General features: G+C 71.4%; 12 protein-coding genes. 4 read left to right on the top strand and 8 right to left on the bottom strand.

Annotated elements, in window-relative coordinates:
- Window positions 1–409 precede the first annotated feature (409 nt).
- Window positions 410–1,090, top strand: coding sequence for a transglycosylase SLT domain-containing protein (locus HUT18_RS28585; protein ID WP_176104853.1), 681 nt, complete (start codon window positions 410–412; stop codon window positions 1,088–1,090).
- Between the two features lie 192 nt (window positions 1,091–1,282).
- On the opposite strand, the gene HUT18_RS28580 is transcribed toward HUT18_RS28585, so the two are convergent.
- Complete coding sequence (locus tag HUT18_RS28580; RefSeq protein ID WP_176103412.1) at window positions 1,283–2,068, bottom strand: phytanoyl-CoA dioxygenase family protein; 786 nt, start codon at window positions 2,066–2,068, stop codon at window positions 1,283–1,285.
- Between the two features lie 35 nt (window positions 2,069–2,103).
- On the opposite strand from HUT18_RS28580, the gene HUT18_RS28575 reads away from it, so the two are divergent.
- The gene (locus HUT18_RS28575; RefSeq protein WP_176103411.1) at window positions 2,104–3,021 is read left to right on the top strand and encodes a helix-turn-helix domain-containing protein; all 918 of its coding nucleotides are present in this window, start codon (window positions 2,104–2,106) and stop codon (window positions 3,019–3,021) included.
- A gap of 39 nt (window positions 3,022–3,060) precedes the next feature.
- Here HUT18_RS28575 and HUT18_RS28570 read toward each other — a convergent pair whose 3' ends face one another.
- The 5 genes from HUT18_RS28570 to HUT18_RS28550 form a co-directional block, all read right to left on the bottom strand.
- On the bottom strand, window positions 3,061–5,511 hold the full coding sequence (locus HUT18_RS28570; RefSeq protein ID WP_176103410.1) for a SpoIIE family protein phosphatase: 2,451 nt from the start codon (window positions 5,509–5,511) through the stop codon (window positions 3,061–3,063).
- A gap of 69 nt (window positions 5,512–5,580) precedes the next feature.
- Window positions 5,581–6,561, bottom strand: a complete 981-nt coding sequence (locus HUT18_RS28565; protein WP_176104852.1) for a hydroxyacid dehydrogenase — start codon at window positions 6,559–6,561, stop codon at window positions 5,581–5,583.
- Between the two features lie 194 nt (window positions 6,562–6,755).
- Window positions 6,756–7,670, bottom strand: coding sequence for a carbohydrate ABC transporter permease (locus HUT18_RS28560; protein WP_176103409.1), 915 nt, complete (start codon window positions 7,668–7,670; stop codon window positions 6,756–6,758).
- Entirely contained in the window at window positions 7,667–8,623 is a 957-nt protein-coding gene (locus HUT18_RS28555; protein ID WP_176103408.1) for a carbohydrate ABC transporter permease, read from the bottom strand. Before HUT18_RS28555 ends, HUT18_RS28560 begins: the two co-directional genes overlap by 4 nt.
- Complete coding sequence (locus HUT18_RS28550) at window positions 8,620–9,957, bottom strand: ABC transporter substrate-binding protein (protein WP_176103407.1); 1,338 nt, start codon at window positions 9,955–9,957, stop codon at window positions 8,620–8,622. Before HUT18_RS28550 ends, HUT18_RS28555 begins: the two co-directional genes overlap by 4 nt.
- Window positions 9,958–10,410: 453 nt before the next feature.
- Between HUT18_RS28550 and HUT18_RS28545 the strand changes: the two genes are divergently transcribed.
- Window positions 10,411–12,492, top strand: coding sequence for a DUF2264 domain-containing protein (locus HUT18_RS28545; protein WP_176103406.1), 2,082 nt, complete (start codon window positions 10,411–10,413; stop codon window positions 12,490–12,492).
- A gap of 3 nt (window positions 12,493–12,495) precedes the next feature.
- Here the strand turns inward: HUT18_RS28545 and HUT18_RS28540 are convergent, their stop codons facing one another.
- Both HUT18_RS28540 and HUT18_RS28535 read right to left on the bottom strand, forming a co-directional pair.
- Complete coding sequence (locus HUT18_RS28540; RefSeq protein WP_176103405.1) at window positions 12,496–13,035, bottom strand: GNAT family N-acetyltransferase; 540 nt, start codon at window positions 13,033–13,035, stop codon at window positions 12,496–12,498.
- Window positions 13,036–13,149: 114 nt separating this feature from the next.
- The gene (locus tag HUT18_RS28535) at window positions 13,150–14,217 is read right to left on the bottom strand and encodes a substrate-binding domain-containing protein (RefSeq protein ID WP_176103404.1); all 1,068 of its coding nucleotides are present in this window, start codon (window positions 14,215–14,217) and stop codon (window positions 13,150–13,152) included.
- A gap of 298 nt (window positions 14,218–14,515) precedes the next feature.
- On the opposite strand from HUT18_RS28535, the gene HUT18_RS28530 reads away from it, so the two are divergent.
- Complete coding sequence (locus HUT18_RS28530) at window positions 14,516–16,504, top strand: carbohydrate binding domain-containing protein (RefSeq protein ID WP_176103403.1); 1,989 nt, start codon at window positions 14,516–14,518, stop codon at window positions 16,502–16,504.
- Window positions 16,505–16,543 lie beyond the last annotated feature (39 nt).

The following is a 16,543-nucleotide window of genomic DNA, read 5'->3' as shown; positions in this document are numbered from 1 at the left end:
AGCCCCGACATATAACCCACGTCACGTACGAACCCACCTAGTGGCCACACCCCCCAAAACCACCGAGCACCCAGGACAGTCCCGGGACTTTCGACCACCCCAGTCCCCACTAAACACCTTCGTAGCTCACACCTTTGCCAACCACAAAACCCGCCCCTAAAACTGGTTCACGTCGCTCGGCGCCACTGGGAAAACACCCCAGGCCGTTTACGCCGGAACCGTCCCCCGGACTGAGAGCGACCTCCTCCGCACCACAGAAGAGGTCACCCCCATGCCCAAGAACACGACGATTCACGGTCTCGGAAAGCACTTCACCAAGGCCACCACCTACACCCAGGACAAGGCACGCCAGGCCACCACGGCCACCACCGCCTACGCCCGGGACCTCTCCACGGCCCAGAAGTACACCATGACCGGCCTCGCCACCCTCGGCGCCGCAGCCCTCACCCTCGGCCTCACCACCACCGGCGGCAACACCACCACCGACGCCGCCCCCGCCGCCAGCACCAAGGTCGCCACCACCAAGACCGTCGACACCCACACCAGCACCACCGGCCCCCACGCCACCGACGACCAGAAGATCAACAGCGTCGCCGAAAAGCTCGGCGTCAAGACCGACGACGCCAAGAAGGACGCCGCACAGAAGAAGGCCGCCGCCGCCAAGAAGGAAAAGGCCGAGAAGGCTGAGAAGGCCGAGAAGGCCGCCGCCAAGGCCAAGGCCGAACGAGGCAAGAAGCAGGCCGCCAACCGCTCCACCCACCGCACCTACGCCAACAACCTCGACGGCTGGATCCGCGAATCCCTCGCCATCATGAAGGAAAAGGGAATACCCGGCTCCTACGAAGGCCTCCACCGCAACATCCTCCGCGAGTCCTCCGGCAACCCCAAGGCCATCAACGACTGGGACATCAACGCCCAGAACGGAATCCCCTCCAAGGGACTCCTCCAGGTCATCCCCCCGACCTTCGAGGCCTACCACGTCGAAGGCACCCCCAAGAACATCTACGACCCCGTCGCCAACATCACCGCCGCCGCCAACTACGCCGCCGACAAGTACGGCTCCATGGACAACGTCGACAGCGCCTACTAAGGCACACCGACACCACCCCACGGCAGCCACACGGCACGGCACCACGCGACACAGCAACACAGCGACACACACCGAAGGCCGACACCCCACCAGGTGTCGGCCTTCGGCCATGCCATGCATGCACGCATGTATGCCTGCCGGGAAAAGTCGCGGCGGCGCCGCGCTCGCCATCCCCGCCTTCCGGGGCCTGGCTCAGTGCACCGCCCCCACCGCGTTCTCCGTACCGCACGGCCCGCCGCCCACGCTCTCCGCGAGGGAGAGGTCCTCGCCCGCGAGGGAGAGCGGGCGGTAGTAGCGGCTGATGCTGACGGTGGAGCGCGGGGCGTAGTGGCAGATGAAGGAGCGGCGGAAGCGGTCCGTGGTGGAGTTGGGCTCGGATCCGTGGACCAGGCTGCCGTTGAAGAACAGGACGTCGCCGGGGTTCATGTCGACCGGCACCCGCTCCAGGCCGGGCGGCGGCGGCACGTACTCCTTGGTGAAGTAGGTGCCCGGGTCCGCCTCCTCCGGGCAGAAGAGGTCCATCCGGTGGGTGCCGGGGACGACTTCGAGTCCGCCGTTGGCCCGGTCGACGCGGTCGAGGGCGATCCAGGCCGCGACGCAGGTGCCCGGCTCGACCCGGAGATAGAAGTTGTCCTGGTGCAGCGCCTGCCCCCGGGCGCCGGGCGGCTTGAAGTAGAACATGCTCTGTGCTGCTATCGGCTCCTCGCCGAGGAGTTCGGTCACGATGCTCCCGAGGCGCTCGTCCAGGAGCATGCGCCGGGCCGGGTCGTTGATCTCGTGGGGGTTCATGACCCGGGGGTAGTCACCCAGCGGGTCGTACGGTCGCGAGGGGTCCTGCGGGCGGGGTTCGAAGTGGCCCGGCACTCGCCCACCGGCGGGGAGAGCCATGAACTCGGCGAGCAGCGCCGCCACTTCGTCCGGTGCCAGGAGTCCCGGTACGAGGGTGTGTCCGGTCCGGTGAAACAGGCTGGTGTCCATGACTCGAACGTAGGCGGGCGGCGCCGTGCCAGGCTATGACCGTGACTTCCGAGAACATGCCTGATTCTGCTGCCGACCACGGTGAGTCGCCGCCGCCCGAGCTACTGATCGCGGGCCGCTACGCCCAGCTCCCCGGGTACGCCGTGCACCGCGCGCAGGGCGCCCGGAGCTGGCTGCTCCTGTGGACGGAGGGCGGCGCGGGACGAATCCGCCAGGGCGCCGCAGAGGTGCGTACCGAGGAAGGCGAGCTGGTGGCGCTGGCCCCCGGTGTACGGCAGGACTACCGGGTGGCACCTGACGCCGACTGCTGGCACTTCTGGTGGGTGCACTGCCGGGCCCGGCCCGCGTGGGAGGCGTGGCTTCGCCCGCACGCGCGCGGCGACGGCTGTTTCGCGGTCGGCCCGGTGCCCACCGCCGCACGGCCCCGGATCGGCGCCGAACTGCGACGGCTGCACGCCGACGCCCGGTGGACCGGCGAGGGCGCGCCGCCGCTGCCGGTCGCCGCCCACCGCAGGGCCGCGCCCGCCGTGGCCGCCTCGCTGCCGCGCGCCCACGAGCTGGCCATGAACGGCGTCGAACGCGTACTGCTCCTGACGACGTCCTCGGGGTACTCGGGCGGCGCCCCGGAGGCGGGCGGCGGTGCCGACAGCCGGGTGCGGCGCGTGGAGGCCCTCATCGCGGCGGATCCGGCGGCGCCGCACACGGTGGCCTCGCTCGCCGAGGCGGTCCGGCTGTCCCCCTCGCGCCTGGCCCATCTGTTCACCGAGCAGACCGGGCGTACGCCGATGCGGGCGCTGCGCGAGGCCAGACTCCAGCACGCGGCCCGACTCCTGGAGACCACCGCGCTGGACGTCGGCCATGTCGCCGCCGCCTCAGGATTCGCCAGCCCCTTCCACTTCAGCCGCGCCTTCCGGACCCGCTTCGGAGTGCCGCCCCGGCAGTACCGAGGCTGACCCGCGACGGATGCGCCGCCGCCCCACCCAATGCCCCACTCACCGCCCCGCAGCCGGTTCCGGAAGCGCCTGCTCCGCCCAGATGATCTTGCCCTGCGGTGAGTACCGGGTCCCCCACCGCCGGGCGAGCTGCGCGATCATGAACAGTCCGCGGCCGCCCTCGTCGGTGGTACGGGCGTGCCGCAGCCGGGGCGAGGTGCTGGTGCCGTCGGTGACCTCGCAGGTGAGTACGGTCTGCCGGATCAGCCGGAGCCGGATCGGCTCGGCCGCGTACCGGATGGCGTTGGTGACCAGCTCGCTGACCACGAGTTCGGTGGTGAAGACGAGGTCGTCCAGGCCCCAGGCGTGCAGGGTGTCGGCGGCCAGCGAACGGGCCCTGGCCACCTCGGACGGTTCGGCGCGCAGCTGCCAGGTGACCATCTGCTCGTCGCCGAGCCCGTGCGGGCGCGCGAGCAGCAGGGCCACGTCGTCGTCGCGCGCGCGGACGCCCATCCCGGCGAGTACGTCGTCGGCCGCTTCCTGCAGGTCCGCACCGGTGTCCGCGAGCACCCGCCGCAGCCGTTCGGCGGCCGCGTCCATGTCGTGACCGGTGCCGGTCAGGAGCCCGTCCGTGTAGAGGACGAGGGTGCTGCCCTCGGCGAGCGGGAACTCGACCGCCTCGAAGGGCAGCGCCCCGATGCCGAGCGGCGGCCCGGCGGGCAGTTCGGGGAAGTCGACGGCGCCCTCCGGTGTGATCAGGGCGGGCGGCAGATGTCCGGCCGTGGCCATCGTGCAGTGGCGGGTCGCGGGGTCGTGGACCACGTACAGGCAGCGCGCCCCCACCGCGGCGGCGGCCGCCCCCGCCGCCTCGGGTCCTTCGGCCTGCTCCTCGGCCAGCCGCAGTACCAAGTCGTCGAGATGGGCGAGGAGTTCGTCCGGCGGCAGGTCCATGTCGGCGAGCGAGTGCACCGCCGTACGCAGCCGTCCCATCGCCGCGACCGCGTGGATGCCGTGCCCGACCACGTCCCCGACGACCAGGGCCACCCGCGCCCCGGACAGCCGGATCACGTCGAACCAGTCCCCGCCGACCCCTTCGTGGGAGGTGGCGGGAACGTAGCGGTGGGCCACCTCGACGGACGGCGGCGCGGCGATGACCTGGGGCAGCAGGCTGCGTTGGAGGCCGAGGGCGGTGCGGTGCTCGCGGGTGTAGCGGCGCGCGTTGTCCAGGCAGACGGCGGCCCGGGAGACGAAGTCCTCGGCCATCGACAGGTCGGCCGGTTCGAAGTGTTCCCGGCCCGCGAACCGGGAGAAGACGGCAAGGCCGAGCACCTTGCCCCGGGCCCGCACCGGCACCGCGAGCAGGGAACCCACGCCTTCGTCCGGCTCCGGCCACTCGTCCGGCGAGCCGGGTGCGGCGTCTCCGGCCAGGGGCCCGGGCGCGAGCACGGCCCGGCCCGCGAGCAGGGCGCGCACCATCGGGGAGTCGGCCGGGTAGTCGGGGGAACTGCCGATCGGGACGGCGGTGTGGCCGACGAGCTCCGGGCGCATGCACAGCCGGGCCATCCTGCGCAGGCGGCGCCCGGTGTCCGGGCCGACGGTCCCGGTGGGTTCCTCGGTGCGCAGTACGGGCTCCAGGAGGTCGACCACCGCCAGGTCGGCCATCCGGGGAACGGCCACCTCGGTCACTTCCTCGGCCGTACGCCGCAGGTCCAGCGTGGTGCCGAGGCGCCCGCCGGACTCCATCAGGAAGTCCACCCGCTGCCGGGTGCGCCAGCGTTCGGTGATGTCGACGCCGGTGTAGCAGACGCCGAGCACCCGGCCGTCGGCGTCCTCAAGGCGCAGGCACGAGGAGGAGAAGGCGCGCTCGCGGTGCGGCTCGGAGGGGACGAATCCGTGGTACTCGAAGTGCTTCACGGGCTCGCCGGTACGCAGCACGTAGCGCAGCCGTTCCTCCAGGCGGTGCGGCGAGAGGCGGGGCAGGATCTCGCTGATCGGCCGCCCGATGCGCTCGCGCAGCGGCACTCCGGAGAAGTTCTCCAGGCCCCGGTTGACCCAGACGAAGTTGAGGTCGCGGTCGAGCACCCCGATGCCGAAGGGCGCGTTCATCAGGAACCGCTCGACCACCGAGTGGCTCTGGCTCCACCACGGGGTCGCGGCCAGGTCCACGGCGGACAGGTGCCACTGGGGGCCCGAGGCGGTGGTGAGCGGGACGCCTCGTACGCCGAGGGTGAGCGTGCCCCGTTCGGGGTGCAGTACCTGGGCCAGCCGTGCGGTCTCCTCGTCCGGGCCGGGCGAGAACCGGAGCACTCCGAGGAGTGCGGCCGGGTCCTCCCCCGGCGCGAGGAGGTCGCCCAGCGAGGTGCCGAGCACCTCCTCCGCGCCCCGTCCCAGCAGTTCGGCGGCGGCCTGCGACCAGCCGGTGATCACACCGTTCTCGTCGCAGGCGGCGCTCGCCGTCCTGGGCAGATCGAAGGGGGCGGCCCGCTCGCCGCCGCCCTCGAGTTCGGGCATGGGCAAGCCTTCCGCCGGAGGTGTGTCAATTCTCGGGTGCGGCGGCCGGGCCTGCCACCGGCCGTCCCCTCAGGCGGACCGCACCGCCTCCTCCCTGCTCACCGCGTGGGCGAACGGCCGCCCTCGCGTATACCGCTCCAGTTCGTCGGCGGCGGCCGCCGCCATCCGGTGGAGTTCGTTGCCCAGCGATCCGGCCACGTGCGGGGTGAGCAGCACATTGGGCAGGTCGTAGAGCGGGGAGTCGGCGGGCAGTACCTCGGGGACCGTCACGTCGAGCACGGCGTCCAGACGGCCCGTGACGAGTTCCTCGGTCAGGGCCCGCTGGTCGATCAGGGAACCGCGGGAGGTGTTGATCAGGGTGGCGCCGTCGTGCATCAGGGCCAGCCTGCGGCGGTCGACGAGGTGGCGGGTCTCGGGCAGCTCCGGGGCGTGCACGCTGACCACGTCCGCGGTGGCACAGAGCTCGTCGAGGTCGACGGCCCGTGCGCCGAGCCGGGCCGCCTCCGTCTCGTCGACGTACGGATCGTGCAGCAGCAGGTCGAGATCGTAGGGGCGCAGCAGTTCCAGGACGCGGCGGCCGATCCGGGAGGCGCCGACGATGCCGACGATGCGCCGGTAGTTGCCCGCCGCGCGGTAGCCGTCCTGCCAGTCGTACGGGGTCCTCAGACGCCGGTAGTCCTCGCGCATCCGCAGGACCCGCTTGCCCGCGAGCAGGACGGCGGCGACGGTGTACTCGGCCACCGGCAGGGCGTTCGCCGAGGCGGCGGAGGTGACATCGATGCCGCGCCGCCAGCAGGCGTCGGTGATGTGGTGCCGCAGCGACCCGGCGGCGTGGATGACGGCACGCAGCCGGGGCGCCGCGGCGAGGACCTCCTCGTCGAGCGGCGGGCAGCCCCAGCAGCTCACGATGACCTCGGTCTCGCGCAGCGCGGCCGCGGCCCGCGGGGTGCGGAAGTCGTCCACCACCAGGTCCGGGTCGAGTTCGGCGAGGGTGGTGAGCCGTTCCCTCGTCTCGGCGTCGATCAGTCGGTCGGCGAGATCGGCGTGCATGGCGAGCAGTGCGCGCGGGCGCCGGGGGGCGGTGCCCCCGGCGGTGGGCGCGGGGACGGGCAGGGGGCTGTGCACGGGGGTCTCCCGGTGTGCTTCGTGGGGCTGCGCGCCCGGCCGGTCGTGGGGGACTAGCGGTTCGTACGGCAGCAAGGGCGCGTACGACGGACGGGTCTCGTACGGCTCGTGGGTGGCGGTCATTTCACGCTGCCCGCGGTGAGCCCGGCCTTCCAGAACCGCTGGAGGGCGACGAAGGCGACCACGAGCGGGACGACGGCGAGCAGCGAGCCGGTGACCACCAGCGGGTAGTACTCGGGGAAGGCGTGGGTCTGGGTGTTCCACGAGAACAGGCCGAGGCTGACCGGGAAGAGCTCGGTGTCGGACAGCATCACGAGCGGCAGGAAGAAGTTGTTCCAGATGGCCGTGAACTGGAACAGGAAGATCGTCACGAAGCCGGGCATCACCATGCGCAGGCCGATCGACCAGAAGGTGCGCAGTTCCCCGGCGCCGTCCATCCGTGCCGCCTCCAGGACCTCGCCGGGTACGTAGCCCGCGCAGAAGACCCGGGCCAGGTAGACGCCGAAGGGGTTGACCAGGGAGGGCAGGAACACGGCCCAGAAGGTGTTGACGACACCGACCTTGGTGGCGAGCAGGTACATCGGCAGGGCGAGCGCGGTCGTCGGGACGAGCACCCCGAGCAGGACCAGGCCGAACAGGCTCTCCTTGCCCGGGAAGTCGTAGACGTGGAAGGCGTATCCGGCGGCCACACAGATCAGCGCGCACAGTGCGGCGCCGACTCCCGCGTACAGGAGCGAGTTGGCGTACCAGCGGAAGTAGATGCCGTCCGACTGGGAGAGCAGGTTGCCGAGGTTCTCGCCGAGGTGCCAGCGCGAGGGGGAGATGGTGCGGCCGCCGAGCAGGTCGCCGGTGTTCTTGGCGGCGGCGGTCAGCAGCCACAGGAGCGGGAAGAGGGTGTAGACGGTGGCCAGGAGCAGGGCTCCGTTGACGGCCGTCTTCGACAGCGACCAGGGCCGGCGGGGCTTGCCCGCGGCCGGGGCCGGGGCCCTGCCGGGGCGGGCCGCGGGCTTGTCGACGGGTGCGACGGTGCTCATCCGGCGGCCTCCTCGCGCTTGCGGGACCGGCTGCCGGACAGCCGGGTGACGGCGAACGACAGCAGGGCGGCGGCCAGGGCGAGCAGCACCGAGGCCGCGGCGGCGAGGCCGTAGTCGTTGCGTTCGAAGGCCGCGGTGTAGGCGTACATGTTGGGGGTCCAGGTGGTGACGACTTCGGGTGCGGCGCCGTGCAGGATCATCGGCTCGGTGAACAGCTGGAGCGAGCCGATCACGGTGAACAGGCCGACCATGGTCAACGAGGCGCGGATCAGCGGCACTTTGATGTTCAGGGCGACGCGCAGCGGCCCGGCGCCGTCGACCACCGCGGCCTCCAGGACCTCGCGCGGGATGGCCTGGAGCGCGGCGTAGAAGATGACCAGGTTGTAGCCGGTCCACTCCCACAGCGCGATGTTGACGACGGCGGGTACCGGGTTGCCGAGCAGGTTCGCGGGCAGCCCCGCGGAGTCCAGGAAGTCGATGACGGGGCTGACGCCGGGTGTGTAGAGGTACATCCACAGCAGCGCGGCGATGATGCCGGGCACCGCGTGCGGCAGGAACAGCGCGAGTTGGAAGAAGCGCCGGGCGCGGGCGAGCGTGGAGTCGAGCAGCAGCGCCAGGGCCAGCGAGAGGCCCATCATCAGCGGGATGTACAGGACGCAGTACTGGGCCAGGGTGAGGAAGCCGTCGCGGAAGGCGTCGTCCTCGAGGGCCCGGGTGTAGTTGCCGAACCCGTTGAACACCCGTTCCGTGCCGCCGAATCCGAGTCCGGAGCGGCTCTCCCGGTACAGGCTGAGCCGTACCGCGTTGCCGAGCGGCACCAGCGTGCACGCGATGAACAGCAGGAAGAACGGCAGCAGGAGCAGGGCGGGGGCCCCGAGCCGTCCGCGGCGGCGCGGCGCGCGGGCGCCGGTGCCGGCGCCGCGGACGGACTCGGTCTTGCCGGGGGCGGTCATCGGCCGGACACCTCGATGCCGCGGTTCTTCAGCTCGGACCGGGTGTCCTGCTGGGCCTTGCGGACGCTGCCCAGGATGTCGCCGTCGCCCGAGCCGAGCTTCGCGAAGGAGTCCCGCAGCGCGTTGTTGGTGACGCCCATGACCGGGCCCCAGGTCCAGTCCTCGTTGATGGAGCGGGCGGCGTCCTCGTAGTCGGCGTAGACGTCCTGGCCGCCGAGGAAGTCGGTCTTGAACGCCTTGCGCGCGACCGGGACCAGGGCCGGGGCGGCCGGGTAGGCGGAGGAGGTGCCGGTGGCGATACGTGCCTTGATGCCCGCCTCGGTGGTGGTGGCCCACTTGGCGAACTCGACCGCGGCCTCGGTCTTCTCGCTGTCCTTGGAGACGGCGAAGGTGGTGCCGCCGAGCATGCCGCTGGCGGGCTTGCCGTCGGCGGTCGGCATCGGTGCGGCGGCCCACTTGCCCTTCTGGTCGGGCAGGGTGGTGCCGAGCACGCCGCCGCCCCAGGCGGCGCCGAGGTAACCGGCCGTCCGTCCCTTCTGCAGGGAGTTGGTCCACTGCTGGGAGAAGGAGGGGGTGACGTGCACGAGGTCGTCGTCGATCATCTTCTGCCAGTAGGCGGCGGTCTCGCGGGTGGCGTTGTCGTCGAAGTTGACGTCCCAGGCCTTCTCACCGGCCTTGAACCAGCGGCCGCCCGCCTGCCAGACCATGGCCTCGAAGGTGCTCGGGTCGTCCGGGAAGAACGTGGCGATCCGGGACTTCGGATCGGCCTTCTTGATCTTCTCGGCGTCCGTGCGGAACTCGTCCCAGGTCTTCGGCGGTGTCTTGATGCCCGCCTTCTCGAACAGGTCCTTGCGGTAGTAGAAGGTCTGCGGGGAGGCGTCGAGCGGCAGCGCCCACTTGGCGCCGCCCAGGGTGACCAGGTCGATGGCCTGCGGCAGGTACTGGCCTTCCAGGGCCGGGTCGACCTGGTCGCTGATGTCCTTGACGGCGCCCTGGCTGACGAAGTCCGGCAGCTGCGGGTACTCGACGTTGAACAGGTCGGGAGCGTTGCCCGCCTTCACCGCGTTGGAGATCTTGGCGTAGCCGCCCGCGACCCCGGAGGGGATCTCCTTGTACGAGACCTTGATGTCCTTGTGGGAGGCGTTGAAGGCGTCCACGACCTCCTTGGTGCCCTTGGCCCAGCCCCAGAAGGTCAGGGTGACCGGCTTGCCGTCGGCGCCGGTCCCCGAATCCGAGTCGTCGGAACAGCCGGTGAGAAGTCCCAGGCACAGGGCGCTCGCGGCACCGATGGCGATCCCGAGGGTGGTGCGGCGGCGGGAAACTGATGAGGTCATGGCTCGGCTCCTGTGAGGTCCACGAACGCCGGTCCCACAACGCCCCAGCTAGCGGTGTCCGGCGTGAATTAGGCGCCATCCTGAGGGGTGGATCGATCGGAGTCAAGGTTTTTCGATCACATGATCTGAATTGATCAGACGGAAGGAGGGCGAACAAGGCCACCGAGACCCCACCGGAGACGCTCTGACGGCCAAAAAGCCCGGAGTTCCGCACTTATCAGCCAGACAGGAGCCTGATAGCGTCAGCTCGATCTGATCGTTCGATCGCATGCTCACTCGCTCACCCGCACCGAGCGGCCGCGGCTCCCGCGCCGCCGCTCGTACTCCACGAGTTCCTCTGCCTTCCCCCGAGTTCTCGCGCGTTCTGACGAGTACTCCCGTTTTCTTCTGACTTGTTCCGATTCCCGTCCCCCGCGCCCGCGGCCGGGGCCATTCCGCCGAAGGATTGCCGTCATGCAGCTCCCGCCCGAGGACCGTGCGCTCAGCCCGTACACCGGCTGGACCCGATCCCACTGGGAATCGGCCGCCGACGCCCTGCTCACCGCGGTCCAGCCCTACGCGGGGCCCGGCCACGCCCTGATCAACCTGCCGAACGCGCGCCCGAGTTGGTCCGGCAACCGCTCGGACGGCCTGGAGGGTTACGCCCGTACGTTCCTGCTCGCCGCCCTGCGCGTGGCCGGGGCGGGCGGCGCGGATCCGGGCAATCTCCTGGAGCGGTACGCCGCGGGGCTCGACGCCGGAACGCGGGCCCCGAGCGAGGAGCGGGACCTGGCCGACGGCGACCTCTCCTCCTGGTGCCGCATCACCGACCGCGGCCAGGCCATGGTCGAGTCCGCCTCGATCGCGGCCGCCCTGCGGCTGACCCGCCCCTGGCTGTGGGACCGGCTCGACGACGGCGTACGCGAACGCGCGGGCGCTTGGCTCGCCCAAGCGCTGCACCGGGCGCCCAACGACAACAACTGGTGGCTGTTCCCGCTCACCGTCGGGGGCTTCCTGGCCGAGGCCGGGATCGAGACCACCGCCGCCCGCGCGGCCGTGGAACGGGGACTCGCCAAGATCGACCAGTGGTACCGCGGCGACGGCTGGTACACCGACGGCCGCCCCCACGCCTTCGACCACTACAACGGCTGGGCCATGCACTTCTACCCGATGCTGCACGCCCACCTGGCCGGTGACACCGCCCTGCTCGCCCGCTACGGCGACCGCCTCGCCGCCCATCTCGACGGCTACGCCCTGACCTTCGGCGCCGACGGCGCACCGATGCACCAGGGCCGCTCGCTGATCTACCGGTTCGCCGCCGCGGCGCCCCTGTGGACCGGCGCCCTGACCGGCCGCACTCCGCTCTCCCCCGGCACCACCCGGCGGCTGGCCTCCGGAGCCCTGCGCTACTTCCTCGACCGCGGCGCGACGGACCCCGAGGGCCTGCTCACCCTGGGCTGGCACGGCCCCTACCCACCGCTCGTCCAGACCTACTCGGGACCGGCCTCGCCGTACTGGTCGGCCAGCGGCTTCCTCGGCCTGCTGCTGCCGCCCGAGCACCCGGTGTGGACCGACCGCGAGGAGCCCGCACCCGCCGAACGCACCGATGCCCTACGGGAGTTGGCGGGCCCGGGCTGGCTCGTGCAGGCGACGGCGGCCGACGGTGTCGTACGACTGCACAACCACGGCAGCGACGACCAGCCCGCCGACGAGGTCGCCCCCGACAACCCGCTCTACGCACGTCTGGCCCACTCCACGGCCACCGGCCCCGCCCGGGAACTGCCCGACAACCACTTCGGCCTGGAGGACGGCGGCGAGTACAGCGAACGCGGCCGGATCACTCCCCTCGGCACCGGCCCCGGCTGGGCCGCCTCCACCCATCGCCCACGCCTGCGCGGCCAGGAGGTCCCCGGAGTACGCGTCACCTCGCTGACCCTGGCCCACGGCGCGGACGAGCTACGGATCCACCTGCTTTCCGGTGCCACGCCCGGCACCCGGATCGTGCACGGCGGGTGGGCGCTCGCGGGGCGCCGTGTGGAGGGCACCGTCCTGGGGACGGCCGTATCGGCGTGGACCGTGGAGGGCGCGGGCATGGAGAGCCCAGGCGCGGAGGGCGGCCTGCGGACGGAGGCTCGCGGTCTGCGCGGGTTCACGTCGGCGGACCTCGAACACAGCGCGCGCGGCAACGCGTTCGGCCCGGCAGTGTCCGTTCCCGTACTGCGCGGGAGCGCGGAGGCGCAGAGCGCGCTGTTCGCGTGTGCGCTGCGGCTGATGGGCCCCTCGCGCGCGCTTGGTACCGGTGGTCCGGAGGTCGGCGCCGAGGAGAGGGCTACGCATCCCGTCGCCGCCACCGACCCTGGCGTCAGCCGTGTCGTGGAGGCCCTCGCCCCGTTCCCTGACGTCGAGTTCGAGCCCTCGGCGCCCGAGGCGCGCCAGGGTCAGGACTCGTCGGTCACACAGGGCTGGACGGTGAGCGTGCGCTGGCCGGACGGCTCACGGCACCGGGCGCGCCTGTCGTCCGGGGCGGTCGACGTCGAGGCGGTACCTGCCGACTGACCGTCAGCCAGGCGGCGTGAGCGGGGACCACATGCCGAGCCACTGCTCGGCACCGTAGGCCTCGAACAGCTCCACCTCGGTGAACCCCAGCTTCTCCGCCAAGCGCATCGACCGGGTGTTGGCGGTCTGGGTGGCGAGTACGACGGGTTCGCCGGGGAGTGCGTCGGCGAACCAGTCGAGTACGGCCGCGCACGCCTCGGCGGCGTATCCGTGGCCCCACGCCTCCGGCAGGAAGAGGTAGCCGAGATCGACTTTCCCCGCAGCAGCGGGGCAAAGGTGCTCCGTTGCTCGCCTGAGCACAAGCTGGCCGATCATCGCCCCGTCGAGATCAACGACGAAATTCCCGGGCCACGGCTTGGGCGCCCCGGGCATCGCACGCTCGATCTCGTCACGCGGTCGCGAGCCGCCGAGGTAGGTGTGCACTTCCGGCGAGGTCAGCAACTCGATGAACGCCGCACGGTCCCGGGCCTCGGGCGCACGGAGCACGAGCCGCTCGGTCCGGATCGGGGCAGGTGGCCAGGCGACGGGTCCAAGATCGGTCATACCGGCCACCAAACCAGCAGGCTCGGCAGCGATCAAGACTCGGGCGACGATCAGGCCACCGGCCCGGCCCCACCCACTCGACAGCTCAACGCGCAGGCCCCGCCCACCCGTTGCTCAGGCCCCGCCGCCGTTCCCGCCCCCGCAGGACGACCGCACCTTCAGGCTGGGCTGCAGTTCCGTGTGGTGGACGGGCAGCTCGGGACCGGCGGCGATGCGGCGGACGAGCAGTTCCAGCGCGCCCGCGCCCACGGCCCGCTTGGGCGGTGCGACCGCGGTCAGCGGTGGTGCGGAGAGCGCGGCGAAGGTGTCGTCGTACGAGATGAGGGCCATGTCCTCGGGGACGCCGAGGCCGAAGGTGCGCAGCAGCGGCGGGAGTTGGATGGCGTCCTGGTCGTTGTGGACCAGGACCGCACGGGCTCCGGCACGGGCCGCCGCCGCGATCTGCTCGGCGACCGCCGCGGCGCCGCCGCCTGCCCGGGGCACGTCGACGACCGGGAGTTCGGTGAGGCCGAGCAGCTTCACCGCCTCCGCGTATCCGGCGCGGACCTCGTGGGCCGTCCGTGTGTCGTCACGGGCGGCCAGGAGCACCGAGCGGTGACCGAGCCGGGCCAGGTGGTGCAGCGCGAGCAGGACGCCGTGGCGGTGGTCGGAGCAGACGGCATCGAGTCCGGCCGCGGGGCTCGCGGGTGCCGCCCTGCGCTCCACGAGCACGGCGGGCACGGGGAGTTCGGCGAGCCAGTCGCTCTCCACGATGCCCTCGCCGGGGCGCCAGTTCGGTACCAGGAGCAGCCCGTCGACGTCGGACTCCAGCAGGCGCTCGACCTGGGAACGGTCGTCGCTCGCCTCGTACGGTGCGATGCCGAGGATGAGCCGGGCGCCCGCCGCTGCCGCCGCGGCACTGGCCCCGGCGACCACCTCGTCGAAGTAGCCGCCGACGGTGGGGACGAGCATGCCGAGGACGCGCTCGGCGCCGTCGGCGCCCCGGCCCGCCTCCTCGTCGGGCAGGGCCACCGAGCCGTGGGTGCGCAGCAGCCTTCCCTCCTGGGCGAGCGCGGCCACATCCCTGCGCACCGTGACCGCGGGGAAGCCGAGGCTCTCGGCCAGGTCCACGACCCGGACGCTGCCGAGGGCGCGGACGGTCTCGAGGATGCGTGCGCGACGTTCCTGCGCCGAACTGGTCATCGACTGCCTTCCCTGCGGTTCTGCGTGCGGTGCCGATCCTGGCACCTGACGGCCGGGGCGCCGACCGGTTGCCTCGAAGATACCCGATCATTTACCCGTCGTTTGATCGAATGACGATCGACTTGGTCAGAACCGTTGACTCGATCGAGTGGCTGATTCTACGTTGTCGCCCACATTCACCCCTCGCCCTTCCCCTGTCCTCACGCTTCCTCCCCGCTCCACCCCGCTCTTCCTCTCCCTCCTCTCCCTCCTCTCCTTCCCCTCCTTCCTCCTCTTCCTGCCTTTCTGGAGCCGCACCATGTCTCTGTCGTTCAGACGGCTCGCACTGGCGTCGATAGTCGTCGCCGGGGCCGTGTCCCTCCCGGCCGGGTCCGCCTCGGCCGACCCGGGCACCGCGTACTACCTGGACTGTTCCGCGAGTTCGGGCGGCGACGGCACTGCCAACGCCCCGTGGCACAGCCTCGCCGAGGCCAACGCGCACACCTTCGGGCCCGGCGACAGCCTGCTGCTCAAGCGTGGCGCGGTGTGCGACGGAACCCTGAAGCCCAAGGGCTCGGGCTCGGCCACCGCCCCCATCCGGCTCGCGCCGTACGGCACGGGCACCGCCCGCCCGGTGGTGGCAGGTGACCCGGCCACTGCCGAGAAGGCGGCCGTGCACCTGTACAACGTCGAGCAGTGGGAGATCTCGGGCATCGAGATGACCTACCGGGACAGCGCGGCCACCAAGCGCGAGCGCAACGGTCTCCTGGTGGAGGTCGCGGACCTGCCCGACGGCGTCGGCACCCACTACAAGGTCGACGACGTCCATGTGCACCACGTCAACGGCGACGCGTCGAAGTGGAGCAACGGCATCCAGTTCCGCGTCAGCGGCAGCACGACGCCCACCAACTTCGACGACGTACTCGTGCAGAACTCCCGTATCTCCTCGGTGGACCGCGAGGGCCTGACCAACCGCAGCACCTGGATGTGCCGTCCGGAGTACGGCACCGGCGACGACTGCGGCACCAAGAAGAACTGGCGGGCCAACACCCGCCTGGTGTTCCGCGGCAACACGATCAACGACACCGGCGGCGACGGCATCGTGGTACGCGCCGCCGACAAGGCGCTGGTCGAACACAACACCGCGTACGACATCGCGATGCGGCCGATGGGCGCCAACGCCGGTATCTGGACGATCAATTCGGACGACACCACGATCCAGTACAACGAGGTCCACCACGTCCGGCGGCTGCCGGACAACAACGACGGCATGGCCTTCGACGCGGACTACGGCAACAACAACGCCCTCTTCCAGTACAACTACAGCCACGACAACGAGGGCGGCTTCATGCTCTTCTGCGGGGCCTGCGGCGCCGGTTCGAGCGCCACCGGCACCGTGGTCCGCAACAACCTGAGCGTGGCCGACAAGAGCCGCTGGCTGTTCGCGGTCGGTGAGAAGTCGGCCCGGGTGTACAACAACACGGCCTATCTGCCGGAGGGTTCGACCGCCGCGATCATCGAGCAGGGCTCGGGCACCTCACGCACCGAGCTGAGCGGCAACATCTTCCACAACCTCGGTTCCGGGGGCTACCGCGGCTTCGGCAACAACACCTACCGGCCGGGGGACTTCACCTGGCGGTCCAACCTCTTCTCCGGCAACCACCCGGCCAACGAGCCCACCGACCCGGAGAAGATCACCGCCGCGCCCCGCTTCGTGAACCAGGACGGCAGGAAGGCCGCCGACTACAAGCTGGCGGCGGACTCCCCCGCCCGCGGCATGGGCCCGCTGCTCGGTGACCTCGCGGGCAAGGACTACTTCGGCACCGTACGGCCGAAGGTCTGCCGCACCGACATCGGCTTCCACCAGGTGAGCCCCGTGCAGGACAGCGACTGCGCCCCGGGTGACCTGGTACGCAACGGCGGCTTCGAGTCCGGCGCGCTGCTGCCCTGGACCACCTACGGCGGCGTCGCGCTCGCGGCCGGACAGGGCAACGAGGGCGGCACCGCGGTACGGGTCGGCCCCTCCCCCGCCGCCGCCGAGCAGGTGATCGCGGTCGAGCCGAACACCACCTACCAGCTCCGCGGCTACGGCAAGGTCTCCGCCGCGGGCACCGAACTCTCCCTGGGCGCGAAGCAGTTCGACGACAAGGGCACTGCGGTGCGGGCCGCGTTCACCGGCACCTCGTACACCCGGGGCACCGCCACCTTCACCACCGGTGACAAGGCGACGAGCGTGCGTGTCTACTGCTACGCCCGCAGCGGCGGCGGTCAGGGCTACTGCGACGGGGTCACGCTCGTGAAGCAGTGACGCCCAGTACCGCGGAGGCCAAGGGGTTCCGGGCATCAA

The sequence above is a fragment of the Streptomyces sp. NA04227 genome, from assembly GCF_013364195.1.
Taxonomy (GTDB): Bacteria; Actinomycetota; Actinomycetes; order Streptomycetales; family Streptomycetaceae; genus Streptomyces.
This window is presented reverse-complemented; position numbering and strand designations above follow the sequence as displayed.

Excerpts from the sequence above, each read along its gene's own strand:
- HUT18_RS28545 (WP_176103406.1), top strand. The coding sequence starts at position 10,411 with ATGCAGCTCCCGCCCGAGGACCGTGCGCTCAGCCCGTACACCGGCTGG.
- HUT18_RS28535 (WP_176103404.1), bottom strand. The coding sequence starts at position 14,217 with ATGACCAGTTCGGCGCAGGAACGTCGCGCACGCATCCTCGAGACCGTC.
- HUT18_RS28570 (WP_176103410.1), bottom strand. The coding sequence starts at position 5,511 with ATGCCCGAACTCGAGGGCGGCGGCGAGCGGGCCGCCCCCTTCGATCTG.
- HUT18_RS28555 (WP_176103408.1), bottom strand. The coding sequence starts at position 8,623 with ATGACCGCCCCCGGCAAGACCGAGTCCGTCCGCGGCGCCGGCACCGGC.
- HUT18_RS28550 (WP_176103407.1), bottom strand. The coding sequence starts at position 9,957 with ATGACCTCATCAGTTTCCCGCCGCCGCACCACCCTCGGGATCGCCATC.
- HUT18_RS28560 (WP_176103409.1), bottom strand. The coding sequence starts at position 7,670 with ATGAGCACCGTCGCACCCGTCGACAAGCCCGCGGCCCGCCCCGGCAGG.
- HUT18_RS28575 (WP_176103411.1), top strand. The coding sequence starts at position 2,104 with ATGACCGTGACTTCCGAGAACATGCCTGATTCTGCTGCCGACCACGGT.
- HUT18_RS28540 (WP_176103405.1), bottom strand. The coding sequence starts at position 13,035 with ATGACCGATCTTGGACCCGTCGCCTGGCCACCTGCCCCGATCCGGACC.
- HUT18_RS28580 (WP_176103412.1), bottom strand. The coding sequence starts at position 2,068 with ATGGACACCAGCCTGTTTCACCGGACCGGACACACCCTCGTACCGGGA.
- HUT18_RS28530 (WP_176103403.1), top strand. The coding sequence starts at position 14,516 with ATGTCTCTGTCGTTCAGACGGCTCGCACTGGCGTCGATAGTCGTCGCC.
- HUT18_RS28585 (WP_176104853.1), top strand. The coding sequence starts at position 410 with ATGACCGGCCTCGCCACCCTCGGCGCCGCAGCCCTCACCCTCGGCCTC.
- HUT18_RS28565 (WP_176104852.1), bottom strand. The coding sequence starts at position 6,561 with ATGCACGCCGATCTCGCCGACCGACTGATCGACGCCGAGACGAGGGAA.